Here is a 16668-nt window from a genome sequence, read left to right as displayed (position 1 = left end):
GGTACGGCGCCGACGCCGGGGTGGCCGTGCCGATCACCGCCGGACCACAGGCTGCCCCGGATTCCGTCCCGCCCGCCAGCGCTGCCCGGCGGTTCGGGACGCTGGAACGGCGACATGTGCCCTGACCTGCGCGTTCGTCTCTGCCTGGAACGCCGCGGCGGGATACCAGGAGCGCTGGAACGGGTACGGAGACCGGGGAGATCACGGCACTGCCGCACGGGCTGAAGGACCGTCCCGCCGTCGCGCGCGCCGGCGCGGTCGGCACGTCCCGTCTCGTGTGTCCTCGGAGTTCGTCGGCATCACGGGATGTCAGCAGACGATTACCGAATCGCCGGACAGGAGTCCGCCGACGGAGCAGGATGAGGCCATGCCTGCTGCTGACGACCCGGTCTTCGCGCTCCTGCGCGCCTCGTTGGACCCCGCCTGCCTAACAGCTGCCGTGCGCTCCGAGCACCCGGTGTGCCGTGTCGTGGCAGCCACCGCCCGCAAGGACGTCGCCGCCGGCGGCATGGAGAACATCTCGTTCCTCGCCGCCGGCGTCGCCTTCGCCGGCGCCGCCGTCACCGGCCTGTTCGCCGAACACCACGGCATCGAACCGGACAAGCTCATGCGGAACCTTCTGGCCAAGGCGGCCGAGGACCGGAGAGAAGGACGTGGCAGGGACGTCCCGTGGCAGGACCAGGTGCCCGCCCTCCTCGGGGCGTTCTTCGACCCCTCCACCATCACCGAGGCTCCGGTGATCCTGGCGCGTGTCTGGACCGAAGGCGAGAACAGGTTCTACGACCTGCTCGTGGACCTCGCCGCGCTGACGGCGACCATGATGACCTCGCTGATCAGTCTCAAGGCCTACACCCGGGAAGAGATCTTCGAAGAGGTCGGCCGGATTCTCGACCTGGCCGGTGGTGACGGCGATCCGTCGTGACGGCGGACGACCGGCTTCCTCTCCTGCCATGAGAAAGGCGTACATGAACAGCGGACACTCCCCGTCGGCTCCCACCGACGATGAAGACCAGGACCGGAACGGACCCCGGCTCGGCCTGCGGAGTCTCTTGGAGTTCGCCGAGTTCCTCGGCTTGGAGGAGCAGGCGGAGCAGTTGCGCGGAGACCTGCGCACCGAGCGGATCCTGCCACGCCTCAAGCGGGCCCTGGACCTGGCCGGCCTGCCGATCAGCACCGGACCGGGTGTACCTGGTGTCCGGGTCTTCCCCGGCCCGGCCGACGACGCCTTCCCGGCCGGCTCGCTCCGCGTCGCATGGCAGGAAGGCGCCGACCTCGACGCCATGATCGACACTGCCGAACCCGGCAGCCCGGCCGACGTCCTGTGCCAGGCGGTCACCTCCACCATGGACAAGGCTCTGGACACCATCCTCCAGGCAGCAGGGCTGCGGACCATCGTCGACTCCCTCGACGGATTCGTCGTCGTAGCGGGAACGACGACGCTCCCAGGAGCGGAGGAACTCGGTCTGTGACAGCGAAGGCCTGTGCCGAGCCCGGTCACCGCGGATGGCATCCGGGGCGCGACGATGGTCGGGACCTGCACCGGCAGCGGCACGCTCTTCCGCCACGCGGATCCGCCGGACGGCGCCGGGGGCGGCGCCGTCCGGGCGGGGGGCGGGGTTATTCGTGGCGCAGGGCGTCCGGGCGCATCAGGCGCAGGAGTTGGGGCAGGCCGAGGGCGGTGGTGAGGAGGACGGCGCCCGCGGCGGTGGCGGTCATGGCGAGCAGGGAGGCCCAGTCGGTGTTCAGGGGGACGCCGGAGGAGTACTGGAGGACCGTTCCGGTCAGGAGGCCGGCGGCGGTGGCCAGGGCCAGGCCGAGGGCCACCGGGAGGAGGGTCTGCCACAGGACGGACAGGGCAAGGACGCGTCGGGGGGTGCCGACGGCGTTCAGGACGCCGAGGACGCGGCGCTGTTCGCGCAGGCGTTCCAGTTGGCCGACCAGCAGGCTGAGGGCGACCAGCAGGAGGGTGATCGCCGATCCGGCGGTCAGCAGGCGTTTGACGGCGAGGTAGGTGGCGTCGGGGGCGGGGTCGAGCGGGAATTCGGTGCGGGCCTGGGGGTCGATCGCCATGACGGCGGTGGTGAGGTGTTCGTTCGGGTCCGGGAGGGCGTCGGCGAGTGAGACCAGGACGGTGGCCGGCTGTCCGCGCAGGGCGTCGGCGGGGACGGCGGCGGGGGTGAGCAGGAGCAGACCTGATCCGATGCGGCCGTTGGGGTCGGCGTCCTGGACGGGGGTGACGGTGGCGGTCGGGGCGGGCAGGGGGAAGGGGGCCGGTTCGCCGGTGCCGCGGTAGTAGGCGGCGTGGACGGTCGTTCCGGGCGGGACGGGGTCGGTGCCGGGGCGGGCGGTCGGACCCTGGAGGGCGAAGGCGTCGCCGTCCTCGCAGTGGGGCAGGGTGGCGAATCCGCGCAGGACGGCGCAGGAGGCGATGCGGACCGAGGGCAGTTCCCAGGACTTGGCCGTGGCGCTCTCCAGGGCGAACTCGGTGTAGGCGGCGGTGGCCTGGATCCCGGGGCTGCGGGCGAGGCGGTCGGCGAGGGCGTCGGCGGTGGGGCCGCCGCCGGGGAAGGTCACCGACTGCCGGTAGGGGCCGGTGGTGGGCTGGGGCCGGGCGTACTGCTCGTACTGGGTGCTGATGCCGAGGAAGAGCGTCTGCAGGGCGATGGCGCCGGCGATGGCGACGACGACGCCGCTGACGGCGGTGGCGGCCGGTCCGGAGCCCGTCTGCAGGCGGCGGGTGGCGAGTTGCCAGGACAGGGGGCCGCCGCCGGCCCGTCGGGTGACGGCTTCGACGAGCCAGGGCAGGAGGGTGCAGACGCCGGTGAGGGTGAGCAGCACGCCGAACGCGACGAGGAGTGAGCCGCGGGTGCCCTGGGCCGGGTCGGAGAGGGTGAGGGCGAAGACCGTCAGGGACAGGCCGGCCAGTGGCAGCATGAGGCGCCATCCGATGCGGCGCCGGCCGGGGTCGGAGCGGCGGACGGTGCCGAGCGGGTCGAGGGCGGCCCGGCGCATGGCGAGCAGGGTGACGCCGACGGCCATGAGCGGGACGACGACGGCGATCGCGGCGGCGATGGCGGGCTGGGGTGCGACGTCCTCGGGGTAGAAGCTGAATCCGGCGAGGCGGACGCGTCCGATGAGCTGCCGGCCGAGGAGGAAGAGCGCCGTTCCCGCGGCCAGGCCCAGCACCGTTCCCACCAGGGACTCCCCCGCGGCGATCCGGGCGGTCATCCGGCGGTCGGCGCCGCCCAGGCGCAGTGCGGCGAGCCGGCGGTCGCGGCGTTCGCCGCCGAAGCGGGCGGCGGCGGCGAGGAAGACGCCGACCGGGGCGAGCATCACGGTCAGGCCGACGGCGTTGAGCAGGACCAGTTTGGGGTCCATGGCTTTGGGCGGTGAGAAGTGGCCGAACTCGGTGATCCGGACGGCGCCGGTGTCGACCGAGAGGTGGTCGCCGCCGAGGACGTAGTCGGCCTGGCCGGGTCCGAGCAGTCCGGCGGGGCCGATGGTGCCGGTCACGGGGTAGGGCAGGCGTTCGCGCAGCAGGTGGTTGGCGGGGTCCTTGAGGAGGTCGGCGAGGGCCGGGGAGACGGCCATCGTGCCGGGGGCCGGGTAGGCGGCGAGGCCGGGCGGGAGTGCGGCGTCGGGGCCTTCGGGTTGGACGACGCGGCCGCGGACGGGGGTGCCGTGGAATGTGGTGTCGGCGGTGGCGACGAGGACGGTGCGGTCGCCGGGGGTGGGCAGGTCCTCGTCCCGGAAGGTGTCGTTCTGGGTGTAGAGGCGCTGGTCGCGGTGGTGGACGAGGCCGGGGAAGGAGGCGGTGAAGAGCAGGAGGGCCACGCCGAGGCCGACGCCGCAGGCGGTGAGCAGCAGGCGTCCCCAGCCGTCCCGTCCGCTGGTGACGGCGAGCCGGGCGCCGAGGGCGAGTTGGTCCAGGTGCGGTCGGCGGACCCGGGGGTCGGTGGCGCTCACCGGGTGGTGGCCAGGTCGCGGGTGCGGCCGTCGCGGACGACGATCTCGCGGTCGGCGTAGGCGGCGACCCGTACGTCGTGGGTGACGAGGACGACGGCGGCGCCGCTCTCGCGGGCGGCGCGGGTGAGCAGTTTCATGACGCGTTCGCCGTTGAGGGAGTCGAGGGCGCCGGTGGGTTCGTCGGCGAAGACGGCTCGGGGGCCGGTGATCAGGGCGCGGGCGGCGCCGACGCGTTGGCCCTGGCCGCCGGAGATCTCGCCGGGGCGTTTGGCGGCGGTGTCGGCGACTTCCAGGCGTTCCAGCCATTCGGCGGCGCGGGCTTCGGCGGCTTTGCGGCGGGTGCCGTTCAGGCGCAGCGGGAGGGCGACGTTCTCCAGGCAGGAGAGTTCGGGGACGAGTTGGCCGAACTGGAAGAGGAAGCCGAAGTGGGTGCGGCGCAGGGCGCTGAGTTCGCTGTCGGTGCTGGTGGTGAGGGAGCGGCCCTGGTAGGTGATGGTGCCCTGGTCGGGGCGGGTGATGCCGGCGAGGCAGTGCAGGAGGGTGGACTTGCCGGAGCCGGAGGGGCCCATGACGGCGACGAGTTCGCCGGCGGCGACGGTGAGCGAGGCGCCGGCGAGGGCCGGGGTGGGGCCGAAGGACTTGTGCAGGTCCTGGGCGTGGAGGAGGGGTTCGGCGGTGGTCAACGCTGGGTCTCCGTCAGGCGGGCGGTGAGGTCGTCGAGGCGGGCGGCGGTGAGTTCGAGCCAGCGCAGGTCGGCTTCGAGGTGGAACAGGGCGTGGTCGCAGATCAGTTCGTCGGCGAGGTCGCCGGCGAGTTTGCGGCGGGTCAGTTCGCGCATGGTCCGCAGGTGTTCGGCGCGTTGGGTGTCGAGGACGTCGGCGGCGGAGCGGCCGGTGAGGATGGCGAGCACGACCTTCTGGTAGAGGGTGCTCTGCAGGTAGGGCTGCGGGTCCTCGGGGTGGGCGAGCCAGTCGGCGAGGTCGGTGACGCCGGCGTCGGTGATGGCGTAGCGCTTGCGGTCCGGGCCGCCGCCGGCTTCCACGCCCTCGACGACGACGTGGCCGTTCTTCAGCAGGCGGGAGAGGGTGGCGTACACCTGTCCGTAGTGCAGGGCGCGGTCGCGGCCGAAGTGCTCGTCGTAGAGGCGTTTGATGTCGTAGCCGTGGCGGGGCTGGGCTTCCAGGAAGCCGAGGAGCATCTGTCCGAGTGACATGATCAAGGACTATACACACCATGTATACATGGCATGTATAGCGAGGTGTACGGGGTCGCCGCAGGGCTCGGGGGAACGCCCCGGGGCGTGGAGGTGCCCCGGGGCGCGGCCGTCCGTCCGCGCGGGTCAGCCGCGGCGCAGCGCGGTGAGCGGGGCGGGGGCGGTGCCGAGCCACCATGCCGGGTCGGCGCTGCCGTCGGTGGTGCGGCCGTCGCGGTGGACGTAGTGGCGCACGTCCCGTCCGGGGTCGGTGAACTCGCCGGCCAGGGCCCGCTCCAGCCACTCCGCCCCGAACCGGAAGACCTCGGCCGCCACTCCCCCGAGCGGGTGGAACTCGTCCTCGTAGACCCGCAGCTCCTTCGGCGCCCGGATGCGCTCGAAGCTCTCCAGGGCCTGGGCGAGGTCGGTGAGCTCGTCGAACTCGCCGATGCCGTGGAGCACCGGGCAGGCGATGTCGGCCACCAGGTCGCCGAGCGGCATGCGGTGGGCGAGGTCGCGGTCGAAGGCCTCCTCGTCGGTGTACCCGGCCATGTACATGTAGTTGTTCTTGAAGGTCGGCTGGGCGCGCTCGAAGATCGTCGCGAAGTCCCCGGTGACGGCCTCGAAGGCGGCGAGCGCGGCCAGGCGGCCATCGGCCGCGGCCGCCCGGGAGCCCCAGTAGCCGCTCATCGAGATGCCGAACATGCCGATCCGGTCGGCGTCGACCTCCGGGAGCGCGGCCAGGTGGTCGAGGTAGCGGCCGATCGCCCGCTCGTAGTTGCCGAGGTCGACGGTCAGCCCGCCGGCGCGGCTCTCGCCCTGGCCCGGCCCCTCGATGGACAGCGCGACCATCCCGCGCGAGGTGTAGTAGCGCTCGGCCGCCCAGATGTAGTCCTCCTTGATCATGTCCATCCCGGGGCCGAGGATGACGGCCGGCGCGTTGCGGACCGGCCCGGCCGGCAGGTGCAGCAGGGCGAAGATCCGCGAGCCCTCGAAGTCCAGCTCCACCCGCCGCACCCGGCCCTCGCGCAGCGCGCCCAGGCGCTCCACGCAGTGGTTGGCGCGCTCGCGCATGGCCGCCTTGCGCGGGTCGGCGGCGTCGAAGAGCGAGTACTGCGCCCGGCCCCACATCACGGCCGCCCTCAGGTAGAGGTCGGCGGCGGTCTGCGCGAAACCGCCGCGCTCGTGGTGGGCGGCGCGCTCCTCGGCCTGGCCGGCCACCGTCGCCCACGCCTTGGGCAGCATCGCGCCGCTCCTGACGAGGGCGAAGACCTTGGCGAAGTCGGTGTGGTCGTGGCCCAGCTGCTCCATGGTTCCGACGGCCTCGGGGTGCAGCGCGTCGAAGCCGCCCTGGGCGAGGGCGATGTCCAGGGCCCAGCTCTGGCCGGTGGAACGGACGGTCATGACGGTCTCCTCTACGGGGTCCGACGGGGGGATCCGGTTGCGGGTCCCCCGGCGGGATCCGATTGGCTAAGCACTTAATGAATAAGTACTTAGCTATTAAGTCCCGAGGCTAGGCTGCTGTCAACCCGACGAAGAGGACCGACCAATGGCCGAGCCGCCACCCACCGACGACCGCGCCCGGGCGCTCGACCGCCTGGCCCGCGCCGCCTACCGCCTCAGCGCCGCCGACGCCCGGCTGCGCGGACGCGCCACCCGCACCCCCGGCGCGCTCTCCCTCACCCACGCCCGGGCCCTGCGCACCCTGGCCGAGCAGGGCCCCCTCAGCATCGGCGGGCTCGCCGCCGGCACCGAGACCACCGGCGCCGCCACCACCCAGCTGGTCAACGGCCTGGTCGCGGCCGGCTACGTCACCCGCACCCGCCAGCCCGAGGACAAGCGCTCCGTCCTGGTCGCCCTCACCGACACCGGCCGGGCCCTGCACGACCAGCGCCAGCGGGCGCTGGCCGACGCCCTGCACGGCGACCTGGGCGACTACGACGACGACGCCCTCGACCGGGCCACCGAGGTGCTGCAGCGGCTGTCCGCCGTCTACGACCGGCTGTGACGCCGTGAACCAGCCGGAGCGGGGGCGCCCCTGACGTCCGGGGGCGCCGGGGCTGGGCCGGATGCCGCTGTGCGGGTGCAGGGGGGCGGCGTTGCGGCGAGGTTGTGGAGGTGGACACCGTCATCGTGCTCGAACCCGATACGCCGACCAACGTGCGGATCCTCGGCCCCGGCCGCGTGCCGGCGGACCCCGAGAACCCGGTACGGATGGCGCACGCCGCCCCCGCGGAGGCCTCGGGCGTCTGCGGGCCGCTCACCCTGTGCGGCCTGCGCACCTCCGAGATGACCCTCGCCCCGCACCGCTCCCCCGGGCCCGGCCGGCCGCGCTGGAACACCTGCGGGGCGTGCCGCGACGCCGAGGGGGGCGCGGCGGCCCGCGCCCCCGGTCCGGCGTAACCCGGGCCCGGCCCGGCCCCGGCCCGGGCGGGCCGCCCGGCGGGGTCAGGGGTCAGGGGTCAGGGGGCGGCGAACAGCCCGGGGAAGGACGGGGCCAGCCAGGGGCGGCGGCCCCAGGCGAGCACCTCGCCGCGCAGCAGGGCGCCGGGGGCGCTGCGCCGGCCCAGCGCGATGAGCAGGAACGCCACCGGTTCGACGAGGATCGTGCAGTCCGGGCGGCGGGGCGGGTCCTGGCTCACCGCGGCGGCGCCGTCCGTGAAGGTCACCGCGAACCCGTCCAGGCCCCGGCCGCGCAGCCGGTAGCAGGCGCTGTGGCCGGCCGCGGCGCGGGCGTCCGTCACCCGCGGCATGACCGTGCGCACGAACGGCATCGCCAGCCCGACCCGGCGCCGGTCGATCGGGTGCGGGCGGCCGAGGGCGACGGCGATGTCGTAGAGGTGGCCCAGCATGTGGGTCAGCAGGTAGGCGCCGAGGGTGTCCAGGTCCATCCGGCCGAGCGGGGTCGACACCGGCTCGGTGCCCGCGCGCGGCGCGGCCGCCACGGTGAACTCCCGTGCCCGCCGGGCGATCTCCCCGGCGAGCACGTCCGGGTCCCGTTCGGGCCGCTCGGCCAGCGAGGCCGCGTTCGCCGCGGCCAGCGAGCCCGGGGTGCCGTCCCCGTACGGCCGTTCCTCGCCGGCGGCCAGCGCGGCCATCAGCTCGTTGGCCATCGCCAGGTGGGCGGCCGCCTCGGCGACCGTCCACTCGGCGCCGGGGATCCGGGTGTCGCCGCGGCAGCCGGCGAGCAGGGCGACGGCCTCGTCGCCGACCGCGGTGACCTCTTCGAAGAGCGCGGTGCGCGCGGCACCGGGAGAGTGCGGGGGGAGAGTCATGGAGGTGAAGCGTGGACGAGTGCCGCGCCGCTGTCCAGGTCCCGGCACCGCCCGGGGCACCGGGCCGACTCCCGGACCGGCTCGCGGGTCCGCGCCCGCAGGCAACCCGAACCGCCCCCCGACGCGTCGAGCTGCCGTGAGAGCAAGAACGAACACGCGGCCCGGGCGGCCGCCACGGCAGACGGGTACGGCACGGACACCATGGCGGGGACGACGGCAGGATGACGAACGCGACACCGCCGGACTTCGAGGAGTTCGTCGCCGCCTGCGGGCCCAAGCTCCTGCGCACCGCCTGGCTGCTGACCGGCGACCCGCACCAGGCCGAGGACCTGCTGCAGACGGCGCTCGCCAAGGTCTGGCCCAGATGGACGCGCATCGCCCCCGACCGGCCCGAGGCGTACCTGCGGAAGGTCCTGGTGAACTGCCACGTCTCCTGGTGGCGGCGCCGCTGGACCGGGGAGCTGCCGCACGGCGAACTGCCGGAGCCGCCGCCGGGCCCGGACCCGTACGACGGGGTGGTGCTCGGCCGGGTGGTCGCCGAGGCGGTGCGGTCGCTGCCGCCGCGTCAGCGGGCCGTGGTGGTGCTGCGCTTCTTCGAGGACCTCAGCGTCGAGGAGACCGCCGAGGTGCTGCGCTGCAGCACGGGCACCGTCAAGAGCCAGACGCACCGGGCGCTGGCCGGCCTGCGCGGCCGGCTGCCGGCCCGGGAACTCCTGCTGGACGGGGGACCCCGTGAACGGCGCTGACCTGCTCGACCCGTACGGTCCGGGCGACGGCGGGCCCGACGACGAGGAGGAGCTGCGGATCCTGCTCCACCGGGCCGTCCCGGCCCTCGGTTCGCCGGAGGACCGGATGGAGCGCGTCCTCGCCCGGGTCGAGCGGTCCAGGCGCCGGCGGCGGGCGGCCGGGCTCGCCGCGGGCCTCACCGCCGGACTCACCGCCGCCGTGCTGGCCGCCGCGCCCGCTCTCGCGCCGGCACCGGTGCGGGGGGCCGCGACGGGGCCCGCGGGCTCCGTGTCCGCCCCGGTCCTGTCGCCCCCGGCGGCGGCGCCGGCCCCGTCGGTCTCGCCCGCCCCGACAGTGCCGGGGGAACCGTCCGCCGGGAGCGGGGCGACGGTCTTCTTCCCCCGGCTGCCCGAGATGGTCCTCGACCCGCCGGTGAACTGGCACGCCCTGGCCGCGTCGAGCGCCGACCCCCGGGAGCGGTTCGGCTACCTCGGCACCCAGCCGCTGGGGGCGTCCCCGTCGTGCGCGACGGTCGCGGCCCGCTGCCCGCTCGCCGGGCGGCTGGCCGTGGACGGCGCCGTACTCGCGTTCCGGCTGGTGGACGGCCAGGGGCTGGCCGAGAAGCTCGGCCCGGACCCGTCCGGGCTGGGCGACACGGCCCTCGACAAGGAGTGCGCGGCGCTCGGCGGCGACCGCGAACTGACCGGCCTGCGCGCCATCGACCGCGACGGCCCCGCCGCGGTGGTCGAGGTGACGGCCTGCCTGCGACAGGCCTCCGACCCGACGGTGCGCCAGGCGCGGCAGGCCTTCGACTCCGTCCGCTCCGCCCCGCCGGGCGGCCGCTCGCCGGGCCCCACGGGCCGGGCGGCAACGCCGTAGGCCCCGCCGTCCGGCCCCTCGCCACGCGCGAGGGGTCGGACGGCACCCCGGCGGCGGCTGCGGGCCGTCGCACGAGCCAGCCTGACTATCTGTCCAACCGACCGGCCCGTCATGCGCGCGCGGGCGCATTGCCCACGATCGGGTGGTCCGGCCGTACTTCGCGCGCCGACGGCCGGGCCGGGACCGGATAGTGGAGCGGTCGCCGAGGCACGGGCCCGGCGCCCTTCGTCCGGAAGACCGAGGTGTACCGCCATGCCCACCACCGCAGCCACCGACCGTGTCGGGCTCGTGTTCTCACTGTTCGACGCCGACGGGAACGGCGCCATCGAACCGGCCGACTTCGACCTGATGGGCAGCCGTGTCGTCGCGGCGCTCCCCCAGGCCGACGAGGAGGCCAGGGACCGGCTGCTCGACGCCCTGCAGCGCTACTGGCGCACGCTGGTGACCGAGCTGGACGCCGACGGCGACGGACGGATCAGCCCCGAGGAGTTCACCGCCGTCGTGCTCGACCCGGAGCGCTTCGACGCCACCATCGACGAGTTCGCCCGGGCGCTCTCCGAGCTCGGCGACCCGGACGGCGACGGCCTGGTCACCCGCCCCGACTTCCTCGCCCTGATGACCGCGATCGGGTTCGACCACCGGAACACCACGGCCCTGTTCGACGCGTTCGGCCCGGTGGACGGCGACCGCGTCCCGGTCGCCGTCTGGGCGGAGGGCATCCGCGACTACTACCGCCCCGAGAAGGCCGGCATCCCCGGCGACCGCCTGGTCCCCGGGACGGCCCGGTGACCCCGGCCGCCCACCAGGGCACCGGCCCGGCGCCGGTGCCCGTCGCCGGGCAGCCCGCGATCGGGCTGGCGGTGGGCCGGGGCACCGGCCCCGAGCTCGCCGCCGTCTTCGAACGCGTCCTGCGGGTGCTCACCGCCGCCCGCCCCACGGGCGTGCGGATCGTCCGCTCCCCGCGCCTCTACCACTCCTACGTCTCGCTGCGCTCGCTGGCCGGCCCCGCCGGGATCCAGGACCTGACCGGGCAGGACGCGGAGCACTACGAGCGGTTCTGCCGAGACCTCGCCGACGCCGGCACCACGGCCGTCTTCCGCACCGCGATCAACGCCCAGTCCCTGTACCTGGTGCGCCACCGCCTGCGCGCCGTCAAGGTCGACCTGTTACGGGAAGGAGAAACGTCACTGCTCCTGGTCCGCGACCAGGCCCAGGGCTTCTACACCGGGGAGAACCGGCACACCCCGGGAGAGGTCGTCCGCACCATGGCCTTCAGCCGGGAGACCACCGAGGCCGTCGTCCGCCACGCCCTGGAGCGGGCCCGGCGCGAATGGCCCGACGGGCGGATCGACCGCATCGTCATGGCCTACAAGTTCCATCTCCTGGACGGCGCGTTCGACGCCTGGGTCGCCGACATCGCCGAGCGGCTGGGCATACGGATCGAGGTGTTCCAGCCCGACACCGTGAACCGCAACCTCATCACCCACGGCCTGCCGGACCGCACCCTGCTGATCGCCGGGAACGAGTGGGCCGACATCATGCACGTGGTCCTGCTGGACCGCTTCGGCGCCCAGCGGCAGGAGAGCCGCTGCACGGAGAACGTGTACCTCGGCCCCGGCGCGGCCGGACTGGTGGAGTACCAGACCGTGCACGGGTCCGCCGACGACCTGGCCGGGCGCGACCTGGTCAACCCGGTGGCCACCCTGCGCGCCGCGGCCCTCGTCGCCGAGCGGCACGCCGCGGTGCCCGGCGCCGTCGGGGCGGTCGAGACCGCCCTGGCCGTCCTGGACGACAAGGGCGTGCACACCCCGGACCTCGGCGGCCGGCACTCCACCACCGCGGTGGTCGACGCGCTGGTCGACGTCCTCGACCTGCCCGACGCGCCCACCGGATCCACCGCCCCGGTGGGCGGGCCGTGAGCGCCCGGACGGGAACGGCCCTGGTGGTGGTGGACCTGCAGAACGACTTCTGCACCGGGCCGGTGGCCAGGGCCCGGTTCGGCGGCGACGGCGCCGTCCTGGACGCCGTGGTCGCCAACAGCGTCCGGGCGGTGGACCTGGCCCGGCGCGCGGGCGTGGAGGTGGTGTTCGTCCGCTTCCTCGGCGACACCGCCCACCAGGGCGCGGCCTGGCGCGCGCGGGACCGGCGGCTGGGCAAGCGGCCGAAGTGCCTGGAGGGCACCTGGGGAGCCCGGTTCCACGGGGTGACCCCGGCCCCGGGCGAGCGGGTCTTCACCAAACGGGCCTGCTTCGACGCCTTCCTCGGCGACGGCCTGGAGGAGCACCTGCGCGCCGGCGGCACCGGGCACCTCGTCTTCGCCGGCCTCTACGCCGACGTCTGCGTGGACTCCACCGCCCGCACCGCCTTCCAGAAGGGCTTCCACATCACCGTCCTGACGGACTGCACCACCTCCCTGCACCTGCCCCACGACGAGGTCCTGCGGTTCATGCGCGTCCTGTACGGCGCCCGCACCACCACCGGCGACGACCCCGCGGCGTGGACGGCGCCCGTGCACGAGGAGGACCCGTGCACGCCCTGACCGGACCGGAGGACGGGACGGCCGCGGCCGCGGCGCACGGCGTCGCCTCCGGAGTGGGCCGTACCGCCCTGCTGGTGGCGGCCGCCCGCGCCATCGAGACCCACCGCCCCGACGCCCTGGCCCGCGACCCGCTCGCCGAGCACTTCGTGCGCGCCTCCCCCGCCTCGGCGCACTGGCCCCTCCACCCCGACCAGGTCCCCGACGCGGAGGCCGACCCGCTGTGGGGGCGCCTCGGGCGCTACTTCGGGCTGCGCACCCGCGTCCTGGACGACCACCTGCTGGCCGCGGCGCGGGCCGGCACGCGCCAGGTCGTCATCCTGGGCGCGGGCCTGGACTCCCGGGCGTACCGGCTCGACTGGCCGCCCGGCCGCGTCCTCCACGAGATCGACACCGAGCAGGTGCTGGCCTTCAAACGGGCGGTCCTCGACGCGGCGGGCGCGGCCCCCGCCACCGAGCGCCGCCCGCTGGCCGCCGACCTCCGCGGCGACTGGGCCGGGCCGCTGCTGGAGGGCGGCTTCGACCCGGCGGAGCCGACCGCGTGGCTCGCCGAGGGGCTGCTGCTCTACCTCCCCGCCGAGGCCGAACGACGGCTGATGGCCACCGTGCACCGGCTCAGCGCGCCCGGCAGCACCCTGGCGTACGAGCTCAAGGACGTGGCCGCCGAACCACCGGCGGTGCGCACGGCCCCCGCGTACGTCGCGGCCCGGGAGCGGCTCGGCATCGACCTGCGCGCCCTCTTCGACGCCGGCCCCCGCCCCGACTCCGCCGCGGAACTCACCCGCCTGGGCTGGACGGTGGCCGTGCGCAGCCCGTACGACTTCACCGCCCTGCACGGCCGCGGTCCGGCGCCGGAGCCGGACGACGCCCTGGCGGCCAACCGCTGGGTCTTCGCCGCCCGCCGCGGTCGGCCGGGCGGCATCCCGGGCCGCCGCTGAATTCCGCGGCATTCCGCGGTATTCCCTGCCGTTCGGCGGGGGGGCTCCCCCGCCGGACGGGCGGGATTATCCAAGGGGTTTTCCGAAAGGGAAAAGGATGCACCCGCTGCGAAAACCGCATTACTCGACGTAATGTCGATCATGGATTCCGACACCTCGCGCAGCCCCGCCCGGGCCCAGGGTTCGCGTCAATTCCGGTGAACCATAAGGGACTTCGCCGATTTCCTAGCGACCGGCGTAGGGGCCGGGAAATGCCGGACGCCGGCGGATTCACCTGACCGATCCTCATCGGTTCACCCGGTTGTCGATTTCGCTGAAACTGTTCGTCGCTATACGATCCTTCAGGAATCGGATCCTGATCCCCGGCCGGACCGGCAGACCCCGCAGTCGCCGCACCGGCCCGGGCAGAAGCGCGTTCCGCCCGTCCCCCCGCACGAACGCACTCCAGGTGACCATGCATCCCCACACCGCCCACATCGACGGGTTCCACTACGGCTGGATCAACCCGGTCCTGTCCTACCTCATCGCCTGCACCGGCGCGGCGCTCGGACTGCGCTGCACCGTACGGGCCCTGACCCTGCCGCCGGCCCGCCGCCTGGGGTGGCTGCTGCTGTCCGCGGTCGAACTCGGCTGCGGCATCTGGACCATGCACTTCATGGCGATGATGGGCTTCGCCGTCACCGGCTCGTCCGTCGTCTACCGCGTCCCCGAGACCCTCGGCAGCCTCCTGCTGGCCATCGTCGTCGTCGGCGCCGGCGTCCTGTACGTCGGCTACCGCCGCAGGACGCTCGCCTCCCTGCTGATCGGCGGCACCGTCACCGGCTGCGGCGTCGCGGCCATGCACTACCTCGGCATGGCCGCCATGCAGGTCCAGGGCGTGGTCTCCTACGACCCCGTCCTGGTGGCCGTCTCCATCGCCATCGCCGTGGCCGCCGCCACCGCGGCGCTGTGGATGACCCTCAACATCACCGGCTTCGCCGCCTCGCTGGTCGCCTCCCTCATCGCCGGGGTCGCGGTCACCGCCATGCACTACACCGGGATGGCCTCCGTCTCCGTCCGGCTGGACGACCGGCTCCTGCCCGCCGGCCTGCCCGCCTCCCAGTTCGTCGTCCCGCTCGCCGTCGCCATCATGGCCGTCATCGCGATCGGCGGGTTCGTCCTCACCCTCTCCCCGCAGGACCCGGTCGACGTGCCGGCCCGGGAGCCGCTGCGCGTCAAGCTCTTCGACCGCGGCGCCTGACCGGCCCGCCGTGCCGCGCGCACGGCACCGACGCCCCGGGGGCGGCCCGGACAACGGGCCGCCCCCGGGGCGTTTCGCGCGTACGGCCGCGCCGCGGCCCGTCCCCCTCGACGGGCCGCGGCGCAGCGGCTTCACGGGGTGTCAGCGCGTGCGGGTCACACGGCCTGCCACAGCGCCGGGACGTTCGGCGGCTCCCAGCCGACCATGGCGGTGTGGCCCTGGAGGCAGCGGTAGGAGGCGCCGTTGTAGGTCACGACGTCGCCCGCCTGGTAGGTGGTGCCGGCGGTCCAGGTGCCGCCGGGGTTGGGGGTGCCCCCGCCGCCGACGGTGAGGCTGTACTGGGCGGTGTGGGTGGTGGCGCCGGCGGTGCCGGTGACGGTGATCTGGTAGGTCCCGGTCGCGGCGCTGGAGGCGGCGGACAGGGTCAGGGTGGAGGAGGAACCGGCCTGCACCGACGAGGGGTTGAAGCTCGCGGTGACGCCCGCCGGGAGGCCGGAGGCGGTGAGGCTCACGGTCTGGGCGGTGCCGGAGGTGACGGCGGTGCTCACCGTGGAGGTGGTGGAGGCGCCGGGCTGGGCGGAGCCGGAGGCCGGGCCGAGGGAGAGCGAGAAGTCGTTGCTGCCGTTGTTGGAGCAGGTGGGGTCGCCGCTCTGGGCGGGGACGCTGACGGCGTCCCAGGCGGCCTTGGCCCGGTTGAAGAAGGTGCAGGTCGGGTCGAGGCTCTTGGCGGCGGTCAGGGTGGCGGTGCGGTAGCGCTTGTAGGTCATGCCGCTGGTCTTGAGCAGCATGCCGCCGTAGAAGACCCGGCCGGCGTCCTTGATGCCGATGCCGGTGACGGAGGAGTTGTTGCAGGTGGGGCTGGTGGGCTTGCCGCCGCCGGGGTTGGAGCCCTCGGCGAGCAGGTAGAACCAGTGGTTGAGCGGGCCGGCCGCCGCGTGCTCCTCGGTCTGCGGGATGGAGGAGGAGTAGCAGTTGGGGTTGTTGCTCACCAGGGAGGGGTTGTACATGTTGCGGATCGGGCCGTTGCCGACCAGGTTGATCATCTCGCCGACGGTGTAGTCCGGGGAGTCGTACGGGGCGGGCTCGTTGGCGTACGACTCGGTCAGCGCGCCCATGATGTCGCCGGTGGCCTCGCCCAGGCCGGACTCGTTGTTGGCGCCGCCGGGGGTGTACTGGTCGATGCCGTGGCCGAACTCGTGGCCGACGACGTCGATGGAGGCGATCCACTTGTTGGCCTGGCTGTGGCCGATGGATATCGTGCTGCCGTCCCAGTAGGCGTTGACGTCGTTGAGGCCGACCTTGACCGGCCAGCTGCCGCCGTTGCCGTTGTGCCCGTTGCGACCGAGCCAGTCGCGGAGCATGTCCCATTCCTTCTGGGCCGCGAACATCGCGTCGCCGCAGCCGGTCTCCTTGCTGGAGGCGCTGCCGGTGCCCCAGGAGTCGCTGGACTTGGAGAAGACCTGGCCGGTGCTGTAGTCGGAACAGGACAGGCCGGGCCGGTTCGGGTCGCGCAGCGAGTACGAGCCGCCGGAGTTGGTGGTGCTGATGGTGACGGGCGCGGGGCCGTTCCACTCGCTGTTGATGGTGCCGGCGCGCACGTCGTCGTAGCTGTCGACGACCTCGCCGGTGGTGGCGTCCACGAAGACGTGCAGGCGGCTGGGGGCGCTGCCCTTGTGGCCGGTGAGGACGGTCTCCCAGGCCAGGCGGCCGGTGCCGTCCTTGACGCGCACGACCAGGCGGCGGGACTCGACGGAGTCGACGGCGGCCAGCTTGGTGCGGGCGGTCTTCTCGGCGTGCTCGGCGCTGACCTGCGGGGCGGTGGAGCCGCCGACGGGGCCGGTGGCGGCGGACTGCAGGGCGCGGACCTTGCCCTGGGCGTCGGCGAGGACGACCGCGTCGCCGCCGACCACGGGCAG

At 74.3% G+C, this 16668-nt stretch carries 16 protein-coding genes and 1 pseudogene; 11 read left to right on the top strand and 6 right to left on the bottom strand.

Annotated features, from left to right (window positions below):
* Window positions 1-367 precede the first annotated feature (367 nt).
* Both ACFY4B_RS36550 and ACFY4B_RS36545 read left to right on the top strand, forming a co-directional pair.
* Window positions 368-922 carry a hypothetical protein gene (locus tag ACFY4B_RS36550; RefSeq protein WP_387975213.1) on the top strand — a complete coding sequence of 185 codons (555 nt, stop codon included), beginning with the start codon at window positions 368-370 and terminating at the stop codon, window positions 920-922.
* Between the two features lie 43 nt (window positions 923-965).
* Window positions 966-1469 carry a hypothetical protein gene (locus ACFY4B_RS36545; RefSeq protein WP_387975210.1) on the top strand — a complete coding sequence of 168 codons (504 nt, stop codon included), beginning with the start codon at window positions 966-968 and terminating at the stop codon, window positions 1467-1469.
* A gap of 148 nt (window positions 1470-1617) precedes the next feature.
* Here ACFY4B_RS36545 and ACFY4B_RS36540 read toward each other — a convergent pair whose 3' ends face one another.
* The 4 genes from ACFY4B_RS36540 to ACFY4B_RS36525 all read right to left on the bottom strand — a co-directional run bounded on the left by ACFY4B_RS36540 (window position 1618) and on the right by ACFY4B_RS36525 (window position 6562).
* Window positions 1618-3966: an FtsX-like permease family protein gene (locus ACFY4B_RS36540; RefSeq protein ID WP_387975207.1), complete on the bottom strand. Its 2349-nt coding sequence runs from the start codon at window positions 3964-3966 to the stop codon at window positions 1618-1620.
* On the bottom strand, window positions 3963-4649 hold the full coding sequence (locus ACFY4B_RS36535; protein ID WP_049654433.1) for an ABC transporter ATP-binding protein: 687 nt from the start codon (window positions 4647-4649) through the stop codon (window positions 3963-3965). Before ACFY4B_RS36535 ends, ACFY4B_RS36540 begins: the two co-directional genes overlap by 4 nt.
* Entirely contained in the window at window positions 4646-5179 is a 534-nt protein-coding gene (locus tag ACFY4B_RS36530; RefSeq protein ID WP_380780380.1) for a PadR family transcriptional regulator, read from the bottom strand. Before ACFY4B_RS36530 ends, ACFY4B_RS36535 begins: the two co-directional genes overlap by 4 nt.
* 126 nt (window positions 5180-5305) lie before the next feature.
* Window positions 5306-6562: an alpha/beta hydrolase gene (locus tag ACFY4B_RS36525; RefSeq protein WP_387975204.1), complete on the bottom strand. Its 1257-nt coding sequence runs from the start codon at window positions 6560-6562 to the stop codon at window positions 5306-5308.
* 145 nt (window positions 6563-6707) lie between these two features.
* Between ACFY4B_RS36525 and ACFY4B_RS36520 the strand changes: the two genes are divergently transcribed.
* Entirely contained in the window at window positions 6708-7166 is a 459-nt protein-coding gene (locus ACFY4B_RS36520) for a MarR family winged helix-turn-helix transcriptional regulator (protein WP_049654428.1), read from the top strand.
* Window positions 7167-7276: 110 nt separating this feature from the next.
* Window positions 7277-7561, top strand: a complete 285-nt coding sequence (locus tag ACFY4B_RS36515) for a hypothetical protein (protein WP_117484918.1) — start codon at window positions 7277-7279, stop codon at window positions 7559-7561.
* Window positions 7562-7620: 59 nt separating this feature from the next.
* On the opposite strand, the gene ACFY4B_RS36510 is transcribed toward ACFY4B_RS36515, so the two are convergent.
* Window positions 7621-8433, bottom strand: coding sequence for a maleylpyruvate isomerase family mycothiol-dependent enzyme (locus ACFY4B_RS36510; RefSeq protein WP_117484920.1), 813 nt, complete (start codon window positions 8431-8433; stop codon window positions 7621-7623).
* Window positions 8434-8654: 221 nt separating this feature from the next.
* Between ACFY4B_RS36510 and ACFY4B_RS36505 the strand changes: the two genes are divergently transcribed.
* The 7 genes from ACFY4B_RS36505 to ACFY4B_RS36475 all read left to right on the top strand — a co-directional run bounded on the left by ACFY4B_RS36505 (window position 8655) and on the right by ACFY4B_RS36475 (window position 14752).
* Window positions 8655-9179, top strand: a complete 525-nt coding sequence (locus ACFY4B_RS36505) for a SigE family RNA polymerase sigma factor (protein WP_049660912.1) — start codon at window positions 8655-8657, stop codon at window positions 9177-9179.
* A complete protein-coding gene (locus ACFY4B_RS36500) occupies window positions 9166-10038 on the top strand; it encodes a hypothetical protein (RefSeq protein WP_181970346.1) in 873 nt (290 codons plus the stop codon). The genes ACFY4B_RS36505 and ACFY4B_RS36500 overlap by 14 nt, the downstream gene beginning before the upstream one ends.
* A 252-nt stretch (window positions 10039-10290) precedes the next feature.
* Window positions 10291-10827, top strand: a complete 537-nt coding sequence (locus ACFY4B_RS36495; protein WP_074005404.1) for an EF-hand domain-containing protein — start codon at window positions 10291-10293, stop codon at window positions 10825-10827.
* Window positions 10824-11957: an isocitrate/isopropylmalate family dehydrogenase gene (locus tag ACFY4B_RS36490; RefSeq protein WP_241853145.1), complete on the top strand. Its 1134-nt coding sequence runs from the start codon at window positions 10824-10826 to the stop codon at window positions 11955-11957. Before ACFY4B_RS36495 ends, ACFY4B_RS36490 begins: the two co-directional genes overlap by 4 nt.
* Complete coding sequence (locus ACFY4B_RS36485; RefSeq protein WP_387975197.1) at window positions 11954-12577, top strand: cysteine hydrolase family protein; 624 nt, start codon at window positions 11954-11956, stop codon at window positions 12575-12577. The genes ACFY4B_RS36490 and ACFY4B_RS36485 overlap by 4 nt, the downstream gene beginning before the upstream one ends.
* Window positions 12574-13512, top strand: coding sequence for an SAM-dependent methyltransferase (locus ACFY4B_RS36480; RefSeq protein ID WP_387975408.1), 939 nt, complete (start codon window positions 12574-12576; stop codon window positions 13510-13512). The genes ACFY4B_RS36485 and ACFY4B_RS36480 overlap by 4 nt, the downstream gene beginning before the upstream one ends.
* Window positions 13513-13966: 454 nt before the next feature.
* A complete protein-coding gene (locus tag ACFY4B_RS36475; RefSeq protein WP_049659004.1) occupies window positions 13967-14752 on the top strand; it encodes an MHYT domain-containing protein in 786 nt (261 codons plus the stop codon).
* 194 nt (window positions 14753-14946) lie between these two features.
* Here the strand turns inward: ACFY4B_RS36475 and ACFY4B_RS36470 are convergent.
* Window positions 14947-16668 (bottom strand): annotated as a pseudogene (locus ACFY4B_RS36470) (M4 family metallopeptidase); the annotation flags it as partial.

The organism is Kitasatospora sp. NPDC001261 (assembly GCF_042896795.1).
In the GTDB taxonomy this organism is placed as follows: Bacteria; Actinomycetota; Actinomycetes; order Streptomycetales; family Streptomycetaceae; genus Kitasatospora.
Note: the sequence above shows the minus strand (reverse complement) of the source record. Positions and strands in the feature narration are given on the sequence as shown.

Excerpts from the sequence above, each read along its gene's own strand:
- ACFY4B_RS36550 (WP_387975213.1), top strand. The coding sequence starts at position 368 with ATGCCTGCTGCTGACGACCCGGTCTTCGCGCTCCTGCGCGCCTCGTTG.
- ACFY4B_RS36545 (WP_387975210.1), top strand. The coding sequence starts at position 966 with ATGAACAGCGGACACTCCCCGTCGGCTCCCACCGACGATGAAGACCAG.
- ACFY4B_RS36530 (WP_380780380.1), bottom strand. The coding sequence starts at position 5,179 with ATGTCACTCGGACAGATGCTCCTCGGCTTCCTGGAAGCCCAGCCCCGC.
- ACFY4B_RS36525 (WP_387975204.1), bottom strand. The coding sequence starts at position 6,562 with ATGACCGTCCGTTCCACCGGCCAGAGCTGGGCCCTGGACATCGCCCTC.
- ACFY4B_RS36520 (WP_049654428.1), top strand. The coding sequence starts at position 6,708 with ATGGCCGAGCCGCCACCCACCGACGACCGCGCCCGGGCGCTCGACCGC.
- ACFY4B_RS36510 (WP_117484920.1), bottom strand. The coding sequence starts at position 8,433 with ATGACTCTCCCCCCGCACTCTCCCGGTGCCGCGCGCACCGCGCTCTTC.
- ACFY4B_RS36505 (WP_049660912.1), top strand. The coding sequence starts at position 8,655 with ATGACGAACGCGACACCGCCGGACTTCGAGGAGTTCGTCGCCGCCTGC.
- ACFY4B_RS36495 (WP_074005404.1), top strand. The coding sequence starts at position 10,291 with ATGCCCACCACCGCAGCCACCGACCGTGTCGGGCTCGTGTTCTCACTG.
- ACFY4B_RS36475 (WP_049659004.1), top strand. The coding sequence starts at position 13,967 with ATGCATCCCCACACCGCCCACATCGACGGGTTCCACTACGGCTGGATC.